General features: G+C 71.0%; 17 protein-coding genes. 6 read left to right on the forward strand and 11 right to left on the reverse strand.

The features are described 5' to 3' along the window. Window positions 1–2: 2 nt before the first annotated feature. A complete protein-coding gene (locus ACTOWL_RS14015; RefSeq protein ID WP_441321853.1) occupies window positions 3–866 on the reverse strand; it encodes a chorismate mutase in 864 nt (287 codons plus the stop codon). Window positions 867–1,043: 177 nt separating this feature from the next. Beyond that, window positions 1,044–1,805 (reverse strand): class I SAM-dependent methyltransferase, encoded by a 762-nt coding sequence (locus tag ACTOWL_RS14020; protein WP_441321854.1) that lies wholly within the window; start codon window positions 1,803–1,805, stop codon window positions 1,044–1,046. Window positions 1,806–1,931: 126 nt separating this feature from the next. On the opposite strand from ACTOWL_RS14020, the gene ACTOWL_RS14025 reads away from it, so the two are divergent. Continuing rightward, window positions 1,932–3,824: a DNA/RNA non-specific endonuclease gene (locus ACTOWL_RS14025; protein ID WP_441321855.1), complete on the forward strand. Its 1,893-nt coding sequence runs from the start codon at window positions 1,932–1,934 to the stop codon at window positions 3,822–3,824. A gap of 74 nt (window positions 3,825–3,898) precedes the next feature. Beyond that, window positions 3,899–4,669, forward strand: coding sequence for a hydroxyacylglutathione hydrolase (gene gloB, locus ACTOWL_RS14030; RefSeq protein WP_441321856.1), 771 nt, complete (start codon window positions 3,899–3,901; stop codon window positions 4,667–4,669). Between the two features lie 4 nt (window positions 4,670–4,673). Here the strand turns inward: gloB and ACTOWL_RS14035 are convergent, their stop codons facing one another. Next, window positions 4,674–6,404 carry a Na/Pi cotransporter family protein gene (locus tag ACTOWL_RS14035; protein WP_441321857.1) on the reverse strand — a complete coding sequence of 577 codons (1,731 nt, stop codon included), beginning with the start codon at window positions 6,402–6,404 and terminating at the stop codon, window positions 4,674–4,676. Between the two features lie 28 nt (window positions 6,405–6,432). Next, a complete protein-coding gene (gene pstS / locus ACTOWL_RS14040) occupies window positions 6,433–7,539 on the reverse strand; it encodes a phosphate ABC transporter substrate-binding protein PstS (RefSeq protein ID WP_441321858.1) in 1,107 nt (368 codons plus the stop codon). 220 nt (window positions 7,540–7,759) lie between these two features. Between pstS and ACTOWL_RS14045 the strand changes: the two genes are divergently transcribed. The 3 genes from ACTOWL_RS14045 (at window position 7,760) to ACTOWL_RS14055 (ending at window position 9,854) form a co-directional block, all read left to right on the forward strand. Then, on the forward strand, window positions 7,760–8,362 hold the full coding sequence (locus ACTOWL_RS14045) for a glutathione S-transferase (protein WP_441321859.1): 603 nt from the start codon (window positions 7,760–7,762) through the stop codon (window positions 8,360–8,362). Continuing rightward, window positions 8,359–8,796 carry a cupin domain-containing protein gene (locus ACTOWL_RS14050; RefSeq protein WP_441321860.1) on the forward strand — a complete coding sequence of 146 codons (438 nt, stop codon included), beginning with the start codon at window positions 8,359–8,361 and terminating at the stop codon, window positions 8,794–8,796. The genes ACTOWL_RS14045 and ACTOWL_RS14050 overlap by 4 nt, the downstream gene beginning before the upstream one ends. A gap of 152 nt (window positions 8,797–8,948) precedes the next feature. After that, window positions 8,949–9,854, forward strand: coding sequence for a DMT family transporter (locus ACTOWL_RS14055; protein WP_441321861.1), 906 nt, complete (start codon window positions 8,949–8,951; stop codon window positions 9,852–9,854). On the opposite strand, the gene yddG is transcribed toward ACTOWL_RS14055, so the two are convergent. Both yddG and ACTOWL_RS14065 read right to left on the reverse strand, forming a co-directional pair. Continuing rightward, window positions 9,851–10,744, reverse strand: a complete 894-nt coding sequence (yddG, locus tag ACTOWL_RS14060) for an aromatic amino acid exporter YddG (protein WP_441321862.1) — start codon at window positions 10,742–10,744, stop codon at window positions 9,851–9,853. The genes ACTOWL_RS14055 and yddG overlap by 4 nt on opposite strands. A 17-nt stretch (window positions 10,745–10,761) precedes the next feature. After that, window positions 10,762–11,823, reverse strand: coding sequence for an ElyC/SanA/YdcF family protein (locus ACTOWL_RS14065; protein WP_441321863.1), 1,062 nt, complete (start codon window positions 11,821–11,823; stop codon window positions 10,762–10,764). A 53-nt stretch (window positions 11,824–11,876) separates the two neighbouring features. Between ACTOWL_RS14065 and ACTOWL_RS14070 the strand changes: the two genes are divergently transcribed. Further along, window positions 11,877–12,389, forward strand: a complete 513-nt coding sequence (locus ACTOWL_RS14070; protein ID WP_441321864.1) for a GNAT family N-acetyltransferase — start codon at window positions 11,877–11,879, stop codon at window positions 12,387–12,389. Here the strand turns inward: ACTOWL_RS14070 and ACTOWL_RS14075 are convergent. The 5 genes from ACTOWL_RS14075 to ftsY all read right to left on the reverse strand — a co-directional run bounded on the left by ACTOWL_RS14075 (window position 12,362) and on the right by ftsY (window position 19,740). Continuing rightward, a complete protein-coding gene (locus ACTOWL_RS14075) occupies window positions 12,362–13,072 on the reverse strand; it encodes a DUF3142 domain-containing protein (RefSeq protein WP_441321898.1) in 711 nt (236 codons plus the stop codon). The genes ACTOWL_RS14070 and ACTOWL_RS14075 overlap by 28 nt on opposite strands. A gap of 2 nt (window positions 13,073–13,074) precedes the next feature. After that, window positions 13,075–15,294 carry a hypothetical protein gene (locus ACTOWL_RS14080; RefSeq protein WP_441321865.1) on the reverse strand — a complete coding sequence of 740 codons (2,220 nt, stop codon included), beginning with the start codon at window positions 15,292–15,294 and terminating at the stop codon, window positions 13,075–13,077. Window positions 15,295–15,471: 177 nt separating this feature from the next. Further along, window positions 15,472–17,298, reverse strand: coding sequence for an NUDIX domain-containing protein (locus tag ACTOWL_RS14085; protein ID WP_441321866.1), 1,827 nt, complete (start codon window positions 17,296–17,298; stop codon window positions 15,472–15,474). Between the two features lie 22 nt (window positions 17,299–17,320). Further along, window positions 17,321–18,784 (reverse strand): AMP nucleosidase, encoded by a 1,464-nt coding sequence (locus ACTOWL_RS14090; protein ID WP_441321867.1) that lies wholly within the window; start codon window positions 18,782–18,784, stop codon window positions 17,321–17,323. Beyond that, complete coding sequence (gene ftsY, locus ACTOWL_RS14095; RefSeq protein ID WP_441321868.1) at window positions 18,781–19,740, reverse strand: signal recognition particle-docking protein FtsY; 960 nt, start codon at window positions 19,738–19,740, stop codon at window positions 18,781–18,783. The genes ACTOWL_RS14090 and ftsY overlap by 4 nt, the downstream gene beginning before the upstream one ends. Window positions 19,741–19,828: the final 88 nt, after the last annotated feature.

Consider the following 19,828-nt stretch of genomic DNA (forward strand, 5'->3'; position numbering starts at 1 on the left):
TGTCAGCTCCGGCGGCCGATGGCGATCGGGGTGGCGAAGCCGCCGATCAGGCGGATGCGGGGGGCCAGCTCGTCCAGCCGCCCGCCCAGGGTGCCGAGCCTGGCGTCGCCGACGGCGACGAAGCCGGCCACGTCGACCAGATGGACGGCGGAATCCTCGGCGCTGCGGGCCGGCCGGGTCCAGAACGCCACCGGCGGCAGCCCGGCGGCCTCGAAGATCTGCTTCAGCCGGCTGCGGCTGATGTCGCCGGTGACCTCGACCGCGACCAGGGCGTGGTCGTCGCCGGTCGGCTCGGGGTCGAGATGGGCGACCGCCAGGGCCAGCGGCTCGTCGCGGTGCCGCTCGGTGACCACGAAGGGCAGGCTGCCGACGATCCGCGGCGTGCGCGGGTCGTCCGACAGCAGCGTCTGCCACCAGGGGTCGGCGTCGGACTCGACCGGCCACGGCACCACGGCCACGGCGGCGCTGCCGTCATAGACGGCGCGGATCGCCTGCATCGGCCCGGCCACCGCGGTGGTCGGGGTGTGGCTGCCGTAATGGTCGCGCGCCAGGTCCCACAGCTCGCCCCGGGCCTCGGGCGCGTGCACGGCGACGGCGAAGGGGGCCTGCATGCGGGTGCAGCCGGCGATCAGCTCGCGCCAGATCCGGGTCAGCTCCGGCAGCGGGAAGCTGCCGCTGTGCCGTTCCGCCAGCCGGCGCAGGATCGCGGCCTCGCGGCCCGGCCGCATCGCCAGCGGGTCGCCGTTCTTGGCGACGGCAACGTCCTGCACCACCCCGGCCCGCTGCATGATCAGGTCATGAATCGCCTCGTCGATCTCGTCGATCTGCCGGCGCAACGAGTCGAGCGTCTGGGGGGTGTCTGGCATCGTCTGGAGCGGGCTGGAACCTGCCGGGTCGAGGGCGATCAGATGTAGAACGGGCAGGGGGCGAAAGCAAAGGAAACATCTGGGGTTTTACGCATCTCGGACGTGGGCTTTCGCTTATCCGGGATCGACACGCCGCAACCCCGGACCGCACATGTCCGTCCCGATTTCCCAGCCCGCCTAGCCCGGCTGCTCCTCGCCCTCGCGCCGTACGCCCAGGGCCGGCTGCGCCGCTCCGACCGGCACCAGCACCGGCCGCCGGGCGCGCAGCTTCTTGCCGCGCGACAGCTGGTAGATCTGCTTCGACGCCTCGACCATCACCGTGCCGGCGACGCGCTGGAACCAGCGGGCGCCGACCTCCTCCCACACCGGGGCGGTGGACAGCAGGAAGCGCGACCGGGTCGGCGGCAGCCACAGGGCGCGGGCCACCCGCTCCGGCACGAACTGGTGCTGGCGCAGCATCTGGTTCAGCTGGTTCGAGGAATAGGGCTTGCCGTGGCCGAACGGGGTGCGGTCGGACCGCGCCCACAGGCTGCGCCGGTTCGGCACCACCACCAGCAGCCGGCCGCTGCCGTTCAGGACGCGCCAGATCTCGCGCATCAGCTCGCCCAGCTGCTCGGTGGCCTCCAGCCCGTGCACCAGCAGCACCCGGTCGACCGACATGTCGGGCAGCGGCAGCTCGGTCTCCTCGCTCAGCGCCACCAGGCCGCGGCCGTCCGGCGGCCAATGGGCCACGCCCTGCTCGGCCGGCATGCAGGCGATCACCCGCTCGGCCTCGCCCAGGAACGGCCGCAGGAACGGCGTGGCGTAGCCCAGGCCGAGGATGATCTGGCCCTGCGTGTCCGGCCACAGCATGCGGATCTGGCGGCGCACCATGCGGCGCACCACCAGGCCCAGGCTGGTCTCGTAGAATTCGCGCAGATCGATGACGTCGCTGTACATCCGCCCGTTGTCCTATGGGCGCCCGTCGTCCTATGGGCAAAGTCACGATAGGATAACGCATCGATGGCAGGTTTGAGCCATCGCGAATCCGGCTGCCACACAACAGGATATTTCAGGAGTCGCTTCATGGCCCGCAAGACCGAGCCTCGTGGAATCGACCCGGAACGCCTGAAGCAGGCCGCCCGCGAGGCCGCGGACCTCTATCTCGACCACCCCAACGTGACCTCGGTCGGCATCGGCCGGAAGATCGAAGGCGGCAAGCCGACCGGCGAGCTGTGCATCCAGTTCACCGTCGGCCGCAAGATCGCGCCCCACGGGCTGGTGGAGGAGGGCATCCCGCCGCTGCCGAACAGCATCACCGTCGACGGCGTCACGATCCCGACCGACGTGGTCGAGCGCCGCTACAAGCCGTCCTGGCAACTGGTGCCGCAGGTGGTGAAGGACGAGCGCAAGCTGCGGCATGACCCGCTGCTGCCCGGCATCAGCGTCAGCCATCCCGCGGGCACGGCCGGCACGCTCGGCTGCATCGTCTATGACCGGCAGGAGGGGCGGGCGCACATCCTGTCGAACTGGCACGTGCTGCAGGGCGAGCAGGGCCGGCTGGGCGACACCATCGTCCAGCCCGGGCCGTTCGACGACAACCGGGTCGAGAGCAACGGTTGCGGCGTGCTGGTGCGCAGCCATCTCGGCCTCGCCGGCGACTGCGCCATCGCCCGGATCGAGGGCCGCGGCATCGATCCGAAGATCCTCGACCTCGGCGTCCAGGTCGCCCGGCTCGGCCGGCCGGAGCTCGGCGACCGGGCGGTGAAGTCCGGCCGCACCACCGGCGTCACCTGGGGCATCGTCACCCGGATCGAGACCACGGTGAAGCTGTCCTATGGCGACGGGGTCGGCACCAAGCGCATCGGCGGCTTCGAGATCGGCCCCGACCCGGACCGCCCGGCGGCGGAGAACGAGATCAGCAAGGGCGGCGATTCCGGCTCGGTCTGGCTCGGCCTCGACGGCAAGGGCAACCCGACCGACGTCATGCTCGGCCTGCATTTCGGCGGCGAGGCCGATGGCGCCGACGCCGGCGAGGGCGACTTCGCGCTGGCCTGCACCGCCGACGCCGTGTTCAAGAAGCTGGAGATCGAGCCGACCCCGCCGGAGCTGGCGCAGGCCGCGCCGGCCGCCACCGGCGGCGGCTTCGACCCGCAGTTCCTGGCCGGCAAGCCCGTGCCGCTGCCGACGATGTCGAAGGCGCAGGAGACGGATGCCGCCAAGGCCGGCGGCTCTCCGATCATCCGCCACACCCATTTCTCGCTGGTGCTCAGCAAGTCGCGCCGCCTGGCCCGCTGGGTGGCCTGGAACGTCGATGGCGGCCAGATCCGGCTGCTCAGCCGCAACGGGCTGAAGTTCACGGTCGACCCGCTGGTCGATGCGAAATGGCAGACCGGCGACGCGCTCTACGCCTCCAACCGTCTCGACCGCGGCCATATCGCTCGGCGCCAGGACCTAGTCTGGGGACCGCCGGAAGAGGCGGCGCGGGCCAACCGCGACTCCTTCTACTTCACCAACATCGCGCCGCAGCACGAGGCCTACAACCAGTCTGGGCTGAACGGGCTCTGGGGCCTGCTGGAGAACGCGATCCTGGAGGAGGTGGAGGTCGAGCAGCTCCGCGTCTCGGTGCTGGGCGGCCCGGTGTTCCGCGACGACGACCCGGTCTATCGCGACACCGCCATCCCGCGCGACTTCTGGAAGATCGTGGCCTATGTCGAGGCCGGGGCGCTCAAGGCCAAGGCCTTCCTGCTGACCCAGGAGGACCTCTTGAACCGGATCGAGGTGCTGGGGCTGGAGCCGTTCCGGCTGTACCAGCTGCCGATCGCGGAGCTGGAAAGCCGCACCGGGCTCGATTTCGGCGACCTCAAGGCGGCCGACGACCGGGCGGCGCCCGTCCGCCCGGCGCGCGGCCGCCGCGGCGTGGCCGAGGCCCTGCCGCGGGTGACGCTGATCGAAACGCTGGCCGATATCGAGCTCTGATTGGGATTGGGTCGCGGACATGGTCGGGAGCGGCTATGCTGCCCCGACCCGATCCCGCTGATCCAGGAGGACGCATGGCCTCGCTTCGCGTCACGCTGATTCCCGTCCTGAAGGACAACTACGCCTATCTGCTGGAGGATGATTCGACCGGCATGATCGGGGTGGTCGATCCCGGTGAGGCCGACCCGGTGGCCGCGAAGCTGGAGGCCAAGGGCGGCCGGCTGGACTGGATCCTGAACACCCACCATCACGGCGACCATGTCGGCGGCAACCACGAGTTGGCGAAGCGCTACGGCGCCTCGATCGTCGGGCCGGCGGCGGAATCGGCGCGCATCCCCGACCTCGACCGCGGCGTGGCCGAGGGCGACCACGTCATGGTCGGCGCCGCCCGGGGTTCCGTGATCGATGTGCCCGGCCACACCGCCGGCCACATCGCCTTCTGGTTCGAGGATGCCGGCGTGCTGTTCTGCGGCGACACCCTGTTCGCCCTCGGCTGCGGCCGGCTGCTCGAGGGCACGCCCGAGCAGATGTGGTCCAGCCTGCTGAAGCTGCGGGCGCTGCCGGACACCACCCGGATCTATTGCGGCCATGAATACACCCAGTCGAACGCCCGCTTCGCGCTGACGGTCGACAGCGCCAACCCGGTGCTGCAGGCCTATGCCGAGGATGTCGACGACGCGCGCGAGAGCGGCGCCGCCACCATTCCGGCCCAGCTCGGCCGCGAGAAGCTGGCCAACCCCTTCCTGCGCGCCGACAAGCCGGAGCTGCAGGCCGCGATCGGCATGGCCGGGGCAGATCCCGTCGCCGTCTTCGCCGAGATCCGCGGCCGCAAGGACCGGTTTTGAAAGGCTACTGCGCCGGCACCGCTTCAGGCTCGGCATAGCCGGAGCGGCCCTGCCCCCTCGTCGCCGCCGAGGTGATCCGGGCCAGCACATCGGCGCGATTCACCGATTTGCGCTCGGCGTCGATCCGGTTGATCAGGAGGTCCGCCCGCTCGACGCTGCCGAGGATGGCCAGCAGGGCGCCGCGCTCGACCGCGCCGATGCCGGCGCCGGCGTTCAGGACCCGCGTCCGCAGATCCTCGACGGCGGGGATGGTGACATGGCCGGCCGGCATGCTGGGGGGCTTCACGCCGCCGTTCGGCATGATCTGCCGCATCGCGTGGTCGAGCTTCAGCAGCGCGGCGTCGACGATCTCCCGGGCCTGCTTGCCGAAGGTCTCGCGCTTCACGCGCCGCGCGACCTGATGCAGCGATTCGGCGAGGCTGGCGGTGAAATCGGCCTCCTCGATCAGGCTCGCCACCAGGTCGAGCTGGTCGTAGGGCATGTCCTCCCGGAACAGCGAGGCCGAATAGGCGCGGATATCGCGGTTGAGGATGTCGACCGCGATGAAGTGCTCGCCGGGGTCCTTCGGGGCGGATTTGGCGCCGCGCGCGATGTCGAGGAACACGGCGCCGGCCTCGAGGTCGCGCAGCGTCTCCTGCTGCACGGCCGGGACGGCCTTCAACAGGTCGCCCGAGAAGGCGCGATCGAGATATTTCGGCGTCGAATAGTCCTCGATGTCGTCGGCTTCGGTATGGCCGACACGGGACAGGTATTTCTCGAACGCCCCGGTGAAGGGGAACAGCAGCAGGGTGTTGAAGATGTTGAACGCCGTCGAATAGAGGCCGATGGCCACCGGCACCAGCGGGAAGGTCTCCTTGCCGTCGACGATGACGGGGATGCCGGGATCGCCGCCGAACCACTGCATCGCGACTTCGAGCAGCTGCATCGAGAGGAAGAACAGCGGCAGCATCACCGCGACGCCCAGGAAGTTGAACGAGATGTGGGCGTAGGCCGCGCGCTTGGCGTTCTTGGAGAGGTTGAGCGAGGCCATCCAGGACGTGATCGTGGTGCCGAGATCGGCGCCGAGCGAGAAGGCGACGGCCGTCTGCCATTCGAGGATGCCGGCCGCGCCGAGGCCCATGACGATGCCGATCGTGGCGGATGACGAGTGGATCAGCGCCGTGATCAGGGCGGCCACCAGCACGCAGCTGATCAGGCCCAGGAAGCCCTCCGCATTGAGGCTCGAGATCAGCGACATGATCTCGGGCATGTTGCGCAGGGGCTTGAGGCCGCCGGTCATCAGGTTCAGGCCGTAGAAGATCAGGCCGAACCCCATGCAGGCGAGCGCGATGTTCCGGACCCGCTCATCCTTCGCGAACACGTAGATCAGGGCCGATACGCCCGCGAACAACAGGCCGAGGGGGCCGAGCGGCAGGGCGATCAGCCCGTTGCCGAGCGTGGTGCCGATATTGGCGCCCATGATCACGCTGATGGCGGGACGCAGGGCGACGACGCCCGCATTGACCAGCCCGACCACCATGACGGTCATCGCCGTCGAGGATTGCAGGACGCCGGTGATCACCGTGCCCGCCAGCACACCCTTCACCGGCGTTCCGGCGAACTTGGCCAGCAATTCGCGCATCCGGTTGACGGCCAGCGCCTGGATGCCGTTCGACATGAACTCGAGGCCGAGCAGGAATATGCCGAGGCCCCCGATCACCGGGACGATGATCTCGCGGAAATAATCGATGTTCATCGTCCTGTTCCCTCTTCGGCCCGGTGTTTCAAAAAGCCTCCGCCCCGGGGAGGTTGGCGCGCCAGTAGTCCTTGACCCGGTCGACCAGCTCGGGCGGCAGCGCCACATAGCCGAGGGCGGTCGCCTGGGGGCCGCCTTGTCCGAGCGCGTAGTCCAGGAAGGCGAGCGTCCGCCGGGTGCGCGCGGCCGACCGCTGGGTCTTGTGCATCAGCACGAAGGTGGCGGCCGTGAGCGGATACGCATCCGGCTCGGCGGCGTCGGTCAGATGCAGGTAGAAGCCCTTGGCCGGGTCCCATGCGGCGCGGGCCGCCGTCGCGGCGAACGCCTCGGGGCTGGGCGTGATGAAGCGGCCGCCGGCATTGCCGAGCTGCGCGAAGATCAGCCCGGCCCGTCCGACCTGGCCGAACTCGACATAGCCGATCGCACCCTTGGTCCGCTTGACGGCGTCGAGCATGCCCGAACTGCCCTCGGCGCCGGCGCCGGCCGGCCACCGGATCAGCGTGTCGCTGCCGACGCGGTCCTTCCATTCGGGGCTGGAGGCCGACAGATAGCGCGTCCAGACCAGCGTCGACCCCGATCCGTCGGCGCGGTGCAGCACCGCGATCGCCTGGTCGGGCAGGGCAACCCCGTCATTGAGGGCGGCGATCGCCGGATCGTTCCAACGGGTGATCCTGCCGAGATAGATCCCGGCGAGCACATCCCCTCCGAGCTTCAGCTCGCCGGCCCGGATGCCGTCCAGGTTGACCACGGCGGCGAGCCCGCCGATGACAACCGGAAACTGCGCCAAGCCGCGCGCGGCCAGGTCCGCGGGTGGAAGGGGCGCGTCCGAGGCGGCGAAGTCGACCTCCGGCTGCGCCAGGCGCATGATCCCGCCGAGCGAGCCGATCGGCTCGTAGTCGATGCCGCGGTCGTCGACCAGGAAATCGCCGTCGCCGGAGCGGAACTCCAGGAATCCCTTCGCCCAGGCACTGATCACCGGAAAGGCGAAGGTCGAGCCCGACCCCTGCACGCGCTGCGCCGCCGCGTCATGGGTCGAAGCCAGTGTCATCACGGCGGCGGCGGCGATGACGGCCGATGCCATGATGGCGAGACGGCGCGTGACACCGGGCCGGCGAATGCGGCTGAAAGCAGGCACGCCACCTCCCCCTCGATTGGATGGCGAAAAAATGCACTGTAGAGGCAGCATGTGACGTTTCGGTTAAGGGGACATTTCGTGCCGAATTTATCTCGACCTGCTGTCCCCGGCCGCGCCGAGGCCTGCCTCCGGATGTCCTATGGTTTTGCCGGGAGCCGCGGCTTGACCTATGGTCACAGGCCCTGACCGCCTCGCCGGCCGATTTCCAACCAGGACGATCATGAAGCTCCTCTACAGCCCGTTCTCGCCCTTCGCCCGCAAGGTCCGCATCGCCGCCATCGAGACCGGCCTGCAGGACCGGATCGAGGTGGTGCCGACCAGCACCGAGGACTCGGCCAGCGGCCTGTCGGCACGCAACCCGCTGAACAAGATCCCGGTGCTGGAGACGGAGTTCGGCCCGCTCTACGACAGCCCGGTGATCTGCGAGTATCTCGACTCGCTGCATGACGGGGCGACGCTGTTCCCGGCCTCGGGCCCGGCCCGCTGGCAGGCCCTGCGCTGGCAGGCCCTGGCCGACGGGCTGATGGATGCGGCGCTGCTGATCCGCTACGAGCTGACGCTGCGCCAGGAGGGTGGGCGCAGCGAGCCCTGGGTCGAGCGCCAGAAGGCCAAGATCCGCACCGCGCTCGACCGGATGGAGGCCGATGCGGCGGAGCTCGACGGGCCGCTGACCATCGGCGCGATCGGCGCCGCCTGCGCCCTCGGCTATCTCGACCTGCGCTTCGCCGACTGGGGCTGGCGCGAGACCCATCCGCGCCTCGCCGCCTGGCATGCGGGCTTCGCCGAGCGGCCGTCCTACATCGCGACGATCGCCCAGGCATGAGCGCCGCGCTGACGCCGGAGGCGATCATCGCCAGGCTCGGCATGCAGCCGCACCCCGAGGGTGGGCACTACGTCGAGCTGTGGCGCGACCCGCCGCCGGCCGGCGGCCGCGGCCGGGCCTCGCTGATCCACTTCCTGCTGCGGGCCGGCGAGGTCTCGCACTGGCACGCGGTCGATGCGCCGGAGATCTGGATCTGGCAGGCCGGCGCGCCGCTGGAGCTGTCGATCGCCGAGACCGGCCAGGCGGGCGAGGTGCTGCGCCTCGGCCCCGACCTGATGGCCGGCGACCGCTTCCAGGGCGTGGTGCCGGAGGGGCACTGGCAGGCCGCCCGCAGCCTCGGCGACTGGACTTTGGTCAGCTGCGTCGTCGCCCCAGCCTTCCGCTTCGAAGGCTTCACCCTGGCCCCACCGGACTGGCGGCCGGAGTTGGGGTAGGAGAGCCAAGAAGGGACTGTCCTTTTGCGTTGCCTCTCCCGCGTGGCGGGAGAGGCAATGCGAGAGAGCGAGCGCCGATCCCGCCGATTGCAAAGGCTTTCATCCCCTGCCTCTGCTAAGACATCCGCATCACTGCCGCCCGCGGATCGTCCATGACCAGCCTTGCCCTTGGCGCCGACCGGATCGGGGTCGGCATCGCCTGCGCCGTCGCCGGCTTCGCCTGCTTCTCGGCCGGCGACGCCATCTCGAAATGGCTGATCGGCAGCCGCGGTATCACCGCCTTCGAACTGTTCTTCTTCTTCGGCCTGTTCGCCCTGCCGGTGGCCGCCGGCCATGCCGTGCGGTCGGGCGGCTGGGACCGGCTGCGGCCGCGCCTGCCCGGCGCGACGCTGCTGCGCAGCGCCCTGATCACCGCCTCGGCCATCTCCGCCGCCTGGGCCTTCGGCCGGCTGCCGCTGGCCGATGTCTACGCCCTCCTGTTCGCCACGCCGATCCTGGTGACCGCGCTGTCGGTGCCGTTCCTGGGCGAAGCCGTGGGGCGGCACCGCTGGGCGGCGGTGATCGTCGGCTTCCTCGGCATCCTGGTGATGCTGCGGCCGGGGCTGGTCGCGGTCGACGCCGGCCACGCCGCGGCGCTGGCCTCGCCGCTGTTGTTCTCGGTGGCGCTGATCGTGTCGCGCCGGATCGGCCGGCGCGAGAGCGACGCCGCCCAGCTGGCGACCCTGTTCCTGGCCATGGTGCTGGGCGGCGGCGCCGTCCTGCCCTTCGTCTGGGTCACGCCCGACGCGCTGGCCCTGCTCGGCCTCGCCGCCGGCGGGGGGCTCAGCGCCGCCGGGCACATTCTCTTGATCCGGGCGCTGCACTCGGCGCCGCCCAGCGCGGTAACGCCGTTCCAGTACAGCCAGATGATCTGGGGACTGCTGTATGGGCTGGTGCTGTTCGGCGACACGGTCGACGCAGTCACCATGGCCGGCGCCGCGGTCGTGATCGGCAGCGGCCTCTACATCCTGTGGCGCGAGACCCGCCGCCGCTCCGGCGCCATGCTCAATCTGAGCTAGGCCGCCGCGGCGCGCCGGGCCCAGAGGTCGCGCCCGGCCAGGATCGCGCCGCCGACGATCAGGGCGCAGGCGGCACCGACCGACAGGGTCAGGGCGCCCTGGCCGAAGGCGATCAGCAGCAGGGTGGACAGCAGCGGCGCGGCATAGGCGAAGGCGCCCAGCGCCCGGATGTCGCCGCGCTTCACCCCATGGTCCCAGACGAAGAAGGCGAGGCCGACCGGCCCCAGGCCCAGCCCCGCAACGGCCGCCCATCCGGCCGCGTCCGGCACCACCGTCTGCTCCAGCGCCAGGTGGCACAGCAGCGACAGCAGGGCGGTGCCGCCGCAGAACCAGCCGACGGTCTCGGTCGGCACCGCGCCGATCCGCCGGCTCAGCACCGAATAGCCGGCCCAGATCATCGCCGACAGCATGGCCGCGCCATAGCCCAGGGCGAAGCGCGGGTCGAAGGCCACGCCCCGCCCTCCGATCAACACCACGACCCCGAGCAGCCCCAGCGCCGCCCCGGCGACATGCCACCAGCGCAGCCGCTCACCCGGCAGCAGGGCGGAGAACAGCACGATCAGCAGCGGCCAGGCGTAGTTGATCAGGTTGGCCTCGACCGGCGGCGCCAGGCGCAGCGCCATGAAGAAGACGAGGTGATAGCCGAACAGCCCGCCGATGCCGAGCAGCCAGACGGCGGGCCGTTGCCGGGCCGCGGCCAGCGGCGATCGGCCCTGCCGCAGCATCCAGCCGAGCCCGATCAGGAAGGCGACGGCGAAGGCCATGCCGGTCAGCTGGAACGGCGGGATCGCGCGCGACCAGGTGGCGAGCAAAGCGAGCGTCGCCCACATCAGCACGGCGGTGCCGCCGATCAGCGTGGCCCGCCGGACGGCGGCGAGGTCGGGGGACATGGGCGTTCGCCGCGGTCCTACTGCTGCAGCCCCGGATAGGCCCACAGCCCGGACGTCCGCATCAGGTCGCGATAGACCACCAGCCGCTCGTCCGGGCTGACCTTCGCCGCCTCCTCCAGCGACGGCGCGTCCAGCGCGATCGCCGGCACGACGGCGAGGCTCAGCCCATACTGGGCCAGCGCCTCCTCGACCACCACCCGCGCCCGGCGCATGTGGCTGGCGCTGGTCACCAGGATCACGGCGTCGCCGCCATGGCGCTTGATCAGCGAGGCCGCGTTCAGCCCATTGCCGACCGTGTCCTTGGCCTTGTCCTCGCCGATGATGCGGTCACGGTCGACGCCCTTCTCGACCAGCCAGCGGGTCATCAGGTCGGCCTCGGTCACCCCGGCCTGGGGCTGGCCGCCGGTGACGATCAGCCGGGCGGTCGGGTTGGTGTTGGCCGCGCGCAGGGCGACGTCCAGCCGGTCCAGCAGCGTCTGCTGCATCGTGCCGTCCTTGGCCAAGGCATAGCCCAGCACCAGGATCACCGGCTTGCCGGGCAGCGCCGGGACCGCCGTGGTCGGCGGGTCGGCCAGGATCACCTCGGTGCGGGCGAAGCGGGCGCGGTACCGGTCGGCCAGGGGGCGATTGAGGCCGGCCAGGGCGATGTCGGCCAGCGCCGCAGCATCGGCGTCGCCGCGCACCCGGGCCAGCGCCGCCAGCCAGGCATAGGCGTCGGTGGCGCGCGGGTCGTGCCGGGTGATCTCCTGGTACGTCGCCTCGGCCTCCGGGATCTTCTTCTGGATGATCTGGGTGGAGGCGACGGCGTAGCGGAAATCCAGCCGTTCCGGCGCCAGCGACGAGGCCTCGGTGAAGGCCTGCTCGACCACGTCGTAGCGGCCGTGCAGGGTGATGCCCTTGAACACCTCCGCCTCGGCCTTCTTCACGTCGCCGCCGGACCAGTAGTACTGCATGCCGGTCTCGACCAGGGTCCGGATCCGGGCCTCGGTGGCGTCGTCATAGGCCAGCGCCGGCGCGGTCAGCGCGCCCAGCAAGGCCAGGCCGCAGGCGATGCGGCGGATCGTGCGTGTCTGTGTCATGAAGCCCCTCCTGGCCGGTTCATACGCTAGATTCGCGGCGTGGAGAATCGCCCATGACCGATGACGATATTCGCATCCGCCCCTGGCGGCCGGAGGACCGGGCCCTCGGCTTGACTCTGTTCGACAGCAACGCGCCGCGCTTCTTCGCGGCGCAGGAGCGGCAGGATTTCCTCGACTTCGTCGACGACCTGCCCGGCCCGTACTTCGTGCTGGAGGATGCGGGGGGAGAGGCGGTGGGCTGCGGCGGCTACGCGGCCGCGGATGGCGATGCCTCGGTCGCGGTGCTGTGCTGGGGCATGGTGCGCGCCGACCGGCACCGCGCCGGGCTGGGCACGGTCCTGCTGACCGGGCGGCTCGACCGCATCGCCGCCGATCCGGCGTTCCGGTCGGCGGCGATCGAGACGACTCAGCACAGCCGCGGCTTCTTTGCCCGCCACGGCTTCGTCCAGACCCGGCAGGTGCCGGACGGCTTCGCCCCTGGCATGGACCTGGTGGAGATGACGCTGGACCTGGACCGGTACAGGCGGTCGCGGTCCGCTCAAGGCTTCAGCAGGAACACCACATAGCCGCGGAACCAGGGGCTGGCGGTCAGGCCGGCCGGGGCTTCCCACTCGCCGTCCTGCACCAGCCCGATCCTGAAGGGCAGGGTCAGCCCGGCGATGCGCGGCAGGTAGGAGCGGTAGCTCGGGATGGTGTGCCGGCCCTGATAGGTCTGCACCACCACCTCGTCGACCACGCCCTGCAGCTGGTTGATCGCCTCCGGGTCGGCGTTGCTGCCCCAGTCCATCAGCCCGGTGATGCTCAGCCGGTATTCGGGCGGCAGCTGCGCCCGCAGATTGCGCAGGAAGGCGGCATACTCCTGCAGGTGGCGGGTGCGGGCGTCGAAGTCGATCTGGATGCCGACCACCGGGTTGCCGGCCTGCTTCCAGCGCCGGGCCTGGGCCAGGATGGTCGGCAGGATCTGCGGCGGCCAGCGCAGCGTGTGGGCGCGATAGGCCAGCCAAACCTCGCCCTGGCGCAGCCGCGGCACGGCGATGCCCTGGGCGATCATCCGGGCCGGGCCATCGGCACCGCGGGGCGGTGGGTCGATCTGGCCCTGCAGGATGTACAGCGTCCGGGCCTGGGCCAGCACCGGCGGCGGCGGCACGCCCGCCCACAGCCAGAAGGCGTCGTGCTGGGCGGCATCGACGGTGGCGCCGGCCGGCCCCGCCAGCAGCAGCGCCGCGGCCAGGAGCGCCAGGCGCCGCATCGTCACCAGTAGTATCTGAGGTTCTTCGCCCAGACCGTGTTGCCGTAGCGCGACTTCAGCGTCTGGAACCACTGCTTGCGCTGGTTCTGCGGGATCTCCTGCGGGCCGCAGCTGTTGCTCTGGCTGGGGGCGAAGCAGTTGATGGCGCGGTACAGGGCGTAAGCGCGGTCGGTGCGGCCGGCCTTGCCGTCGGCCATCACGCGCATGTAGCCGTCCAGCCGGGAATAGGCCTTGCCCGGGAACTGGGTGGCGGTGCCGCCCAGCTGCCGGTCGTCCGGCTGGTGGTCGAGGGCGTAGAAATCCAGCCCGTTGCGCAGGATGAACTCGCCCAGGCAGTTCAGCCCCTGTGGGTTCTCCGGGCTCTTTTGCAGCGTCGCCGCGATCTCCCGGATCGACGGGCAGGTGTAGTCGGATTCGGCCGAGGCGCCGTCCCAGTGGAACAGGGTCAGGGACTGGTCCCAGGGCACCGACGGATCCTCCGGCAGCGGGTCGGGCAGCAGCGCCAGGTCGGTGCCGAAGCCGCGGTAATGGCCGCGCATCAGGTCCTTGTACAGCAGCGTGAACAGGGCGGTGCTGCGCTCCTGCTCCGTCGCATCCGTCGCCTCGGTCTGCTGGCGCAGCAGCGCCTGCCCGGCCAGGTTGCGCAGCAGGATCCGGCGGATCTCCGGGCTCTTGATCGGCGATCCCGGCTCGAACACCGTCGCCAGCTTGCCGCTGCGCTCGTAGTTCATGGCCAGCGCCAGCTCCAGCTGGGCGCGCTGCAGCGGCTTGGCCAGCGGGATCAGCTGCAGCCACAGCGCCTGCGCCCCGGGCCAGTCGCCCTTGGCCTCGAGAGCGAAGCCGCGCAGGGTCTGGCGGCTGAACTCGAGATAGCTCATAGCGCCGGTCGGCACCGTGTCCGGCAGGCTCTTCAGGGTCTCGTCTGGGGACTGGGCGACGTAGAACTGGTAGGCGGCCACCAGATAGCCGTGCAGGTCCGGCCGGTTGGCGAAGCGCGGCTTCTCCCGCTCCAGCGTGTCCAGGCCGATGATCGGGCCGCCGTCGCCGGCGACGTCGATGCCCTTGTCGCGCATCACCATCAGGTCCATCACCGCCAGCAGCGTCGGGTCGGTGACATCGGCGCTGCGCTGCGAGATCAGCAGCTTGTTGTCGGTCTCCTGCACCAGCGCGTCGAGCGCGGCGGCATCGGCCGGGGCCTTGCCCAGCAGCCCGGCATAGGCGGCGGCCAGCCGGGTCGGGTCGTCGCCCAGCCAGTACACCCGGCGCAGCAGGCCGCGGGCCGAGGCGGTGTAGAGTCCGCTCGGATAGGCCTGGAGATAGGCCTCGAACGCCTTCTCCGATTCCGCCAGGACGGTGCGGTCGACATTCTCCAGCTTGGGATAGCCCATCTCGTCGAAGGCGTTCTGCTGCGCCTGGTTCAACAGGGTACGCGCTTCCAGGTAGCGCGCCGTCTCCCGCAGCCAGGGCTGGGCGCTGCCCTCCAGCGCCTTGAACGCCTCGGTCGCCTGCGGGAAGTCGCCGGCATAGAAGGCGACCGCGCCCTGCAGGTAGCCGGCGAACTGCTTGCCCGGCGCCGACTGCACATCGGCCGGCACCAGGCTGGCCCGCTGCGCCTCATCCCAGCTGCAGGCCCCCAGCATGGCCAGGCGCGCCCGGGCCAGGGACAGCCGCTCGGCCGCGGGCAGATCGGTGGCGCCGACCAGCTGCTGCAGGAAGGCGCGGGCCGCGGCGTCGTCGTTGCTGGCGCAGCGGCTGCCCTCGCCGGTGGCGAACAGATTGGCGCTGCTGTCCGTGGCGGCGGAGGCCACGGCCTCGGGCGGAACGCCGATGGTCTGGGCCAGCTCGGCCAACGCCACGCGGTCGGGATCGCCGGCGGACTGGGTCTCGATCACGGCCGTGGCGCCGCCCTCGGCGGCAGGCGCCTCCTCCTGCGGGCCCAGCCGGTCGAGCGGGAACGGCACCAGCGCATAACCGATCTGGCGGTCGTATTCGGATGGCGGCCCGTCCGGCATCGGCGCCAGCCCCTGGTCGGCCAGCAGCAGGCGCAGATTGACCCGGCTGTCATTGGCCGGGCTGAGGAACGGCAGGTTGTTGCAGCCGTCGAGCCCGTCCTGCTTCAGCGACCACATCACCGAGCAGCCGAAATCGCCGCTCGCCTGGGCCGCCTGGATGCCGACGCCGCTGAGCAGCAGCACCATCGGAAGCAAACCGCGCCGGATCATCGTTCCTCCCTCGCCACGCTGCGACCGTGGGATTCGTTTCCGTCGGTCGTCCAGTATCAGATCAAACTTCGATCGGACAGGGGCCGATCCTGTTCCGGGAGCGCGGCAAAATCTGGGCCGGCCCGGGGCACGGTCAGATGCCGCGGCCGCCGCCGATGGCGATGAGCAGGCCCCGGCTCACAGCGACAGCAGCCTCTCCGCGAAGTCGGCGATCGGCGCGCCGTCGACCATCAGCCCGGCCGGCACCGAGAAATGGCCCTGCGGCCGGACATGGACCTGCGCCTCCGGCACGCCCCACCGCCGGGCGATGGCCTGGCCGCCGGCGAAGGGGGTGACGTCGTCCTTGCTGCCCAGCACCATGAAGACGTTGCCGGTGTCCATCTGCGGCCGCTCGACCGGGTCGGTCAGCGGCCGCCAGCGGCTCAGCGCCGCCTCGGTCCAGCCGGCGGCCGTGAGCGCCCGGTCCAGCCCGAAGGCGCGGGCGAAGGAGCCGCCGAGGGCGATCTCCTCGATCCCCTCCGAGGTGGTGAACAGCAGCAGCGCGTCCGGCCGGCAGGCGGCCGGCCAGCTGCCGCAATGGGTGGCGGCCAGCTGCGCCGTCAGGGCGCCGAAGCTGATGCCGGTCCAGCCCACCGCGCCACGGCTGGTCTGCCGGGCCCACCGGGTCAGGATGCCGACCTCGCGCACCGCCACCGACAGGTGGTCGAGCGCGCCGAGCGGCGTCGACGCCACCATCGGCTCGCCGGCGTAAGTGCCGGGGCGCTTGCGCCTGCCGTGCCAGGGCGCCTCGACCAGCACCACGCGCAGGCCGCGGCGGACCAGGGATTCGATCTCGCTCAGCGGCCCGCGCAGATGGTCCGGCTCCATGCAGACGCCGTGCAGATGGATCACGGTCGGCGGGTCGACCGCGTCGCTCGGGGTGAACACCCGGGCCCAGCACGGGCTCTCCGCTGCCGGGTCGGGCGTCGCGAAGGTCAGCCAGTGGTCGGTGCCCAGCTCGCTCGGCAGCCGCCGCGTCTCCTCGACCGCCGGCAGCAGATCGGGCAGGCGGTAGGCGTTCTCGGGATCGGCCAGCCGGGCGCCGTGCCGGGCCTCGACCTCCGCCTCGGTCGGGATCGCCCAGCGGCAGGCCGGGATCTTGCGGTTGTTGCCGAACAGGGCGAAGCGCAGCCGGCTGGTGGTCAAGGCCGAGGCGGCGTCCAGCCGCGCCTCCTCCGCCGCCACCGCATCGGCCAGGGGCGCGGTGGTGGAGAACAGCAGGCGCTGCCATTCCGCCTCCGCCTGGCGGTGCTGCTCGGTCAGGCGGGCGACGTCGCGCAGGGTCCGGCCCAGCCAGACCGGCCGCTTGCCCAGGGCGTCGGGCGGGATGTCCAGCTCGGCGCAGAAGCGGCGCAGGTCGCCGTCGGACACGATCGCCGCGGCCAGGCTGCGCGATGCCGGCAGGAACCAGCCGCGCAGCAGGGCCAGCGACATGCCGTCGAACCAGGGCCGCGCCACCAGCCGGCCCAACGGCGTGCGCATCAGCCGCATCAGATCCGGCCGCGGCTTCAGCCGCACCGGCCCGGGGCCGCGTCGGCGCTGCGCCCGCTGCCGGGCCGACAGGTGCAGCACCCGCCGCAGCTCCGGCCATTCGATCAGATCATCGGCTTCGTCCAGCGTCGCCCAGCGCGCCTGGGCGGCGTCGTCGCCGGCCACCGGCTCGCCGGACCGCCACTCGGCCTCGACATCGATGATGGTGTAGTGCCACTCGACCCCGCCGGCGGCGTCGCGGTGGATCGAATCGACCGCGGTGACGATGCCGATCGCCTCGGCCTCGACCCCGGCCTCCTCGCGGGTCTCGCGCAGCGCCGCCTCGAACAGGGTCTCGCCCAGCTCCTGGCTGCCGCCCGGGATGCTCCACTGCCCGGCCTGGGGCTCCTTGCCGCGCTGGATCAGCAGCAGCCTGTCGTCGCGCCAGACCACGGCGCCGACGCCGATGCGGGGCCGGTCCATCTGCGGAGACATATGGTTGTCCTGCGGCATCGACCTACTGGAACGCCACTTCGGCGAAGCTGCGCAGCTTGCGGCTGTGCAGCTGCTCCAGCCCCAGCTCGCGCAGCCGCTCCATCGCCCGGATGCCGATCTGCAGGTGCTGGCCGACCTGCTGCTTGTAGAAGGCGTCGGCCATGCCCGGCAGCTTCAGCTCGCCGTGCAGCGGCTTGTCGGAGACGCAGAGCAGCGTGCCGTAGGGCACCCGGAAGCGGAAGCCGTTGGCGGCGATAGTCGCGCTCTCCATGTCCAGCGCGATGGCGCGGCTCTGGCTGAAGCGCTGCACCGGCTCGCGATAGTCGCGCAGCTCCCAGTTGCGGTTGTCGATGGTGGCGACCGTGCCGGTGCGCATCACGCTCTTCAGGCCGTAGCCGGTCAGGCCGGTGATCTCGCCGACCGCGCGTTCCAGCGCCACCTGGATCTCGGCCAGCGCCGGCACCGGGACCCAGACCGGCAGGTCGGCGTCCAGCACGTGGTCCTCGCGGACATAGCCATGGGCCAGGACGTAGTCGCCCAGCTTCTGCGTGTTCCGCAGGCCGGCGCAGTGGCCCAGCATGATCCAGGCATGCGGCCGCAGCACCGCGATGTGGTCGGTGATGGTCTTGGCGTTGGACGGGCCGACGCCGATGTTGACCATGGTGATGCCGGAATGGTCCGGCCGGGTCAGGTGATAGGCCGGCATCTGCGGCAGCCGCGCCGCCGGGGTGCCGCGGGCCCGGCCGCCGGGCATGGTGATGCGGTCGCCCGGCTCGATGAAGGCGTCGTAGCCGCCGCCGTCGCCCTGCATCAGCCCATAGGCGATGCGGATGAACTCGTCGATGTAGAACTGGTAGTTGGTGAACAGGACGAAGTTCTGGAAATGCTCGCAGCCGGTGGCGGTGTAGTGCTTCAGCCGGAACAGCGAGTAGTCCGCCCGCGGCGCCGTGAACAGCGCCAGCGGGTGCGGCTCGCCCGGCGGGATCAGCGCCGTGCCGTTGACGATGCTGTCGTCCATCATCGACAGGTCCGGCAGGTCGAACACCGCCCGCATGTGCAGCATGCGCTCGCGGGTCAGGTCGCCCTCGACATGCATGCCGTCGGGGAAGGCGAAGTGGATCGGGATCGGCGTGTCGCTGACCCCGACCTCGACCGGCACATGGTGATTGTGGATCAGCTGGCCGATCTGCTCGGTCAGGTAGCGGTGGAACAGCGACGGCCGCGTGATCGTGCTGATGAAGGTGCCCGGCCGGTCGACGAAGCCGTAGGACAGGCGGGTGTCGGCCCGGCTGAAATCCTCCACCGTGACGGACAGGTAGGGGTAGCAGGCGCGCACCCGGCTCGCCGGCTCCTCGCCGCGGGAATAGGCGCGAAAGGCGTCGCGCAGCAGGCCGGTGTTGGCGTCGTAGATCGCGTGCAGCCGGGCCACGGCCTCGGCGGCATCGCTGAACTGCTCGGGGGCGAAGGTCTGGGAGGTCTTGCTCATGACTCGACTCCCATCAGCGACCGGCCGAACTGCTCGGGGTCGAAGGGCCGCAGGTCGTCGATGCTCTCGCCGACGCCGATGGCGTGCACCGGCAGGCCGAAGCGCTCGGCCAGCGCCACCAGCACGCCGCCGCGGGCGCTGCCGTCCAGCTTGGTCAGGATCAGGCCGGTGACCGAGACCAGGTCGCGGAACACCTCGACCTGGCTGTGCGCGTTCTGGCCGGTGGTGGCGTCCAGCACCAGCAGCACGTCATGCGGCGCCGTCGGGTCGATCTTCTTCAGCACGCGGATGATCTTGGCCAGCTCGGCCATCAGATTGTCCTTGTTCTGCAGCCGGCCGGCGGTGTCGATCAGCAGCACGTCGCGGCCCTCGGCCTTGGCCCGGGTCAGCGCGTCGAAGGACAGGCCGGCGGCGTCGGCGCCGGGATTGGCGGTGACCACCGGGCAGCCGGAGCGCTCGCCCCAGACCTGCAGCTGGTGCACCGCGGCGGCGCGGAAGGTGTCGCCGGCGGCGATCATCACCGAGCGGCCGTCCTCGCGCCACTGCTTGGCCAGCTTACCGATGGTGGTGGTCTTGCCGGTGCCGTTCACCCCGACCACCAGCACCACCTGCGGCTTGCGGTCAGAGGAGAGGGTCAAAGGCTTGGCCACCGGGCGCAGGATCTGCGCCACATGGTCGGCCAAGGCGCGCCGGACCTCGTCGCCCGACACCTCCTTTCCGAAGCGGGTGCGGGCCAGCTCGGCGGTCAGCTTGGCGGCGGTGGCCGGGCCGAGATCGGCCTGGATCAGCAGCTCCTCCAGCTCCTCCAGCGTCGCATCGTCCAGCTTGCGCTTGGTGAAGATGCCGCTGATGCCTTCGGTCAGCTTGGCGGAGGAGCGCGACAGCCCCTCCTTCAGTCGGGTGAACCACCCTCGTTTCGGCGCCCCTGCGCCGCCGTCGTTCATCTGTTCTGTCATGCGCGCTGTCTTAACACGCCGCGTGTGACCTCCGTAAGTCGGCCCGGCGCGGGGCAGGGGCGTTGCAAGAAAAGGGCTTGCAACCAAC

Source organism: Inquilinus sp. CA228 (assembly GCF_052078665.1).
Classification (GTDB): Bacteria; Pseudomonadota; Alphaproteobacteria; order DSM-16000; family Inquilinaceae; genus Inquilinus.

Excerpts from the sequence above, each read along its gene's own strand:
- ACTOWL_RS14050 (WP_441321860.1), top strand. The coding sequence starts at position 8,359 with ATGAGCGCCGCGCTGACGCCGGAGGCGATCATCGCCAGGCTCGGCATG.
- gloB (WP_441321856.1), top strand. The coding sequence starts at position 3,899 with ATGGCCTCGCTTCGCGTCACGCTGATTCCCGTCCTGAAGGACAACTAC.
- ACTOWL_RS14075 (WP_441321898.1), bottom strand. The coding sequence starts at position 13,072 with ATGCGGCGCCTGGCGCTCCTGGCCGCGGCGCTGCTGCTGGCGGGGCCG.
- ACTOWL_RS14070 (WP_441321864.1), top strand. The coding sequence starts at position 11,877 with ATGACCGATGACGATATTCGCATCCGCCCCTGGCGGCCGGAGGACCGG.
- ACTOWL_RS14020 (WP_441321854.1), bottom strand. The coding sequence starts at position 1,805 with ATGTACAGCGACGTCATCGATCTGCGCGAATTCTACGAGACCAGCCTG.
- yddG (WP_441321862.1), bottom strand. The coding sequence starts at position 10,744 with ATGTCCCCCGACCTCGCCGCCGTCCGGCGGGCCACGCTGATCGGCGGC.
- ACTOWL_RS14025 (WP_441321855.1), top strand. The coding sequence starts at position 1,932 with ATGGCCCGCAAGACCGAGCCTCGTGGAATCGACCCGGAACGCCTGAAG.
- ACTOWL_RS14085 (WP_441321866.1), bottom strand. The coding sequence starts at position 17,298 with ATGTCTCCGCAGATGGACCGGCCCCGCATCGGCGTCGGCGCCGTGGTC.
- ACTOWL_RS14090 (WP_441321867.1), bottom strand. The coding sequence starts at position 18,784 with ATGAGCAAGACCTCCCAGACCTTCGCCCCCGAGCAGTTCAGCGATGCC.
- ACTOWL_RS14045 (WP_441321859.1), top strand. The coding sequence starts at position 7,760 with ATGAAGCTCCTCTACAGCCCGTTCTCGCCCTTCGCCCGCAAGGTCCGC.
- ACTOWL_RS14035 (WP_441321857.1), bottom strand. The coding sequence starts at position 6,404 with ATGAACATCGATTATTTCCGCGAGATCATCGTCCCGGTGATCGGGGGC.
- ACTOWL_RS14065 (WP_441321863.1), bottom strand. The coding sequence starts at position 11,823 with ATGACACAGACACGCACGATCCGCCGCATCGCCTGCGGCCTGGCCTTG.
- ACTOWL_RS14015 (WP_441321853.1), bottom strand. The coding sequence starts at position 866 with ATGCCAGACACCCCCCAGACGCTCGACTCGTTGCGCCGGCAGATCGAC.
- ACTOWL_RS14055 (WP_441321861.1), top strand. The coding sequence starts at position 8,949 with ATGACCAGCCTTGCCCTTGGCGCCGACCGGATCGGGGTCGGCATCGCC.
- ftsY (WP_441321868.1), bottom strand. The coding sequence starts at position 19,740 with ATGACAGAACAGATGAACGACGGCGGCGCAGGGGCGCCGAAACGAGGG.
- ACTOWL_RS14080 (WP_441321865.1), bottom strand. The coding sequence starts at position 15,294 with ATGATCCGGCGCGGTTTGCTTCCGATGGTGCTGCTGCTCAGCGGCGTC.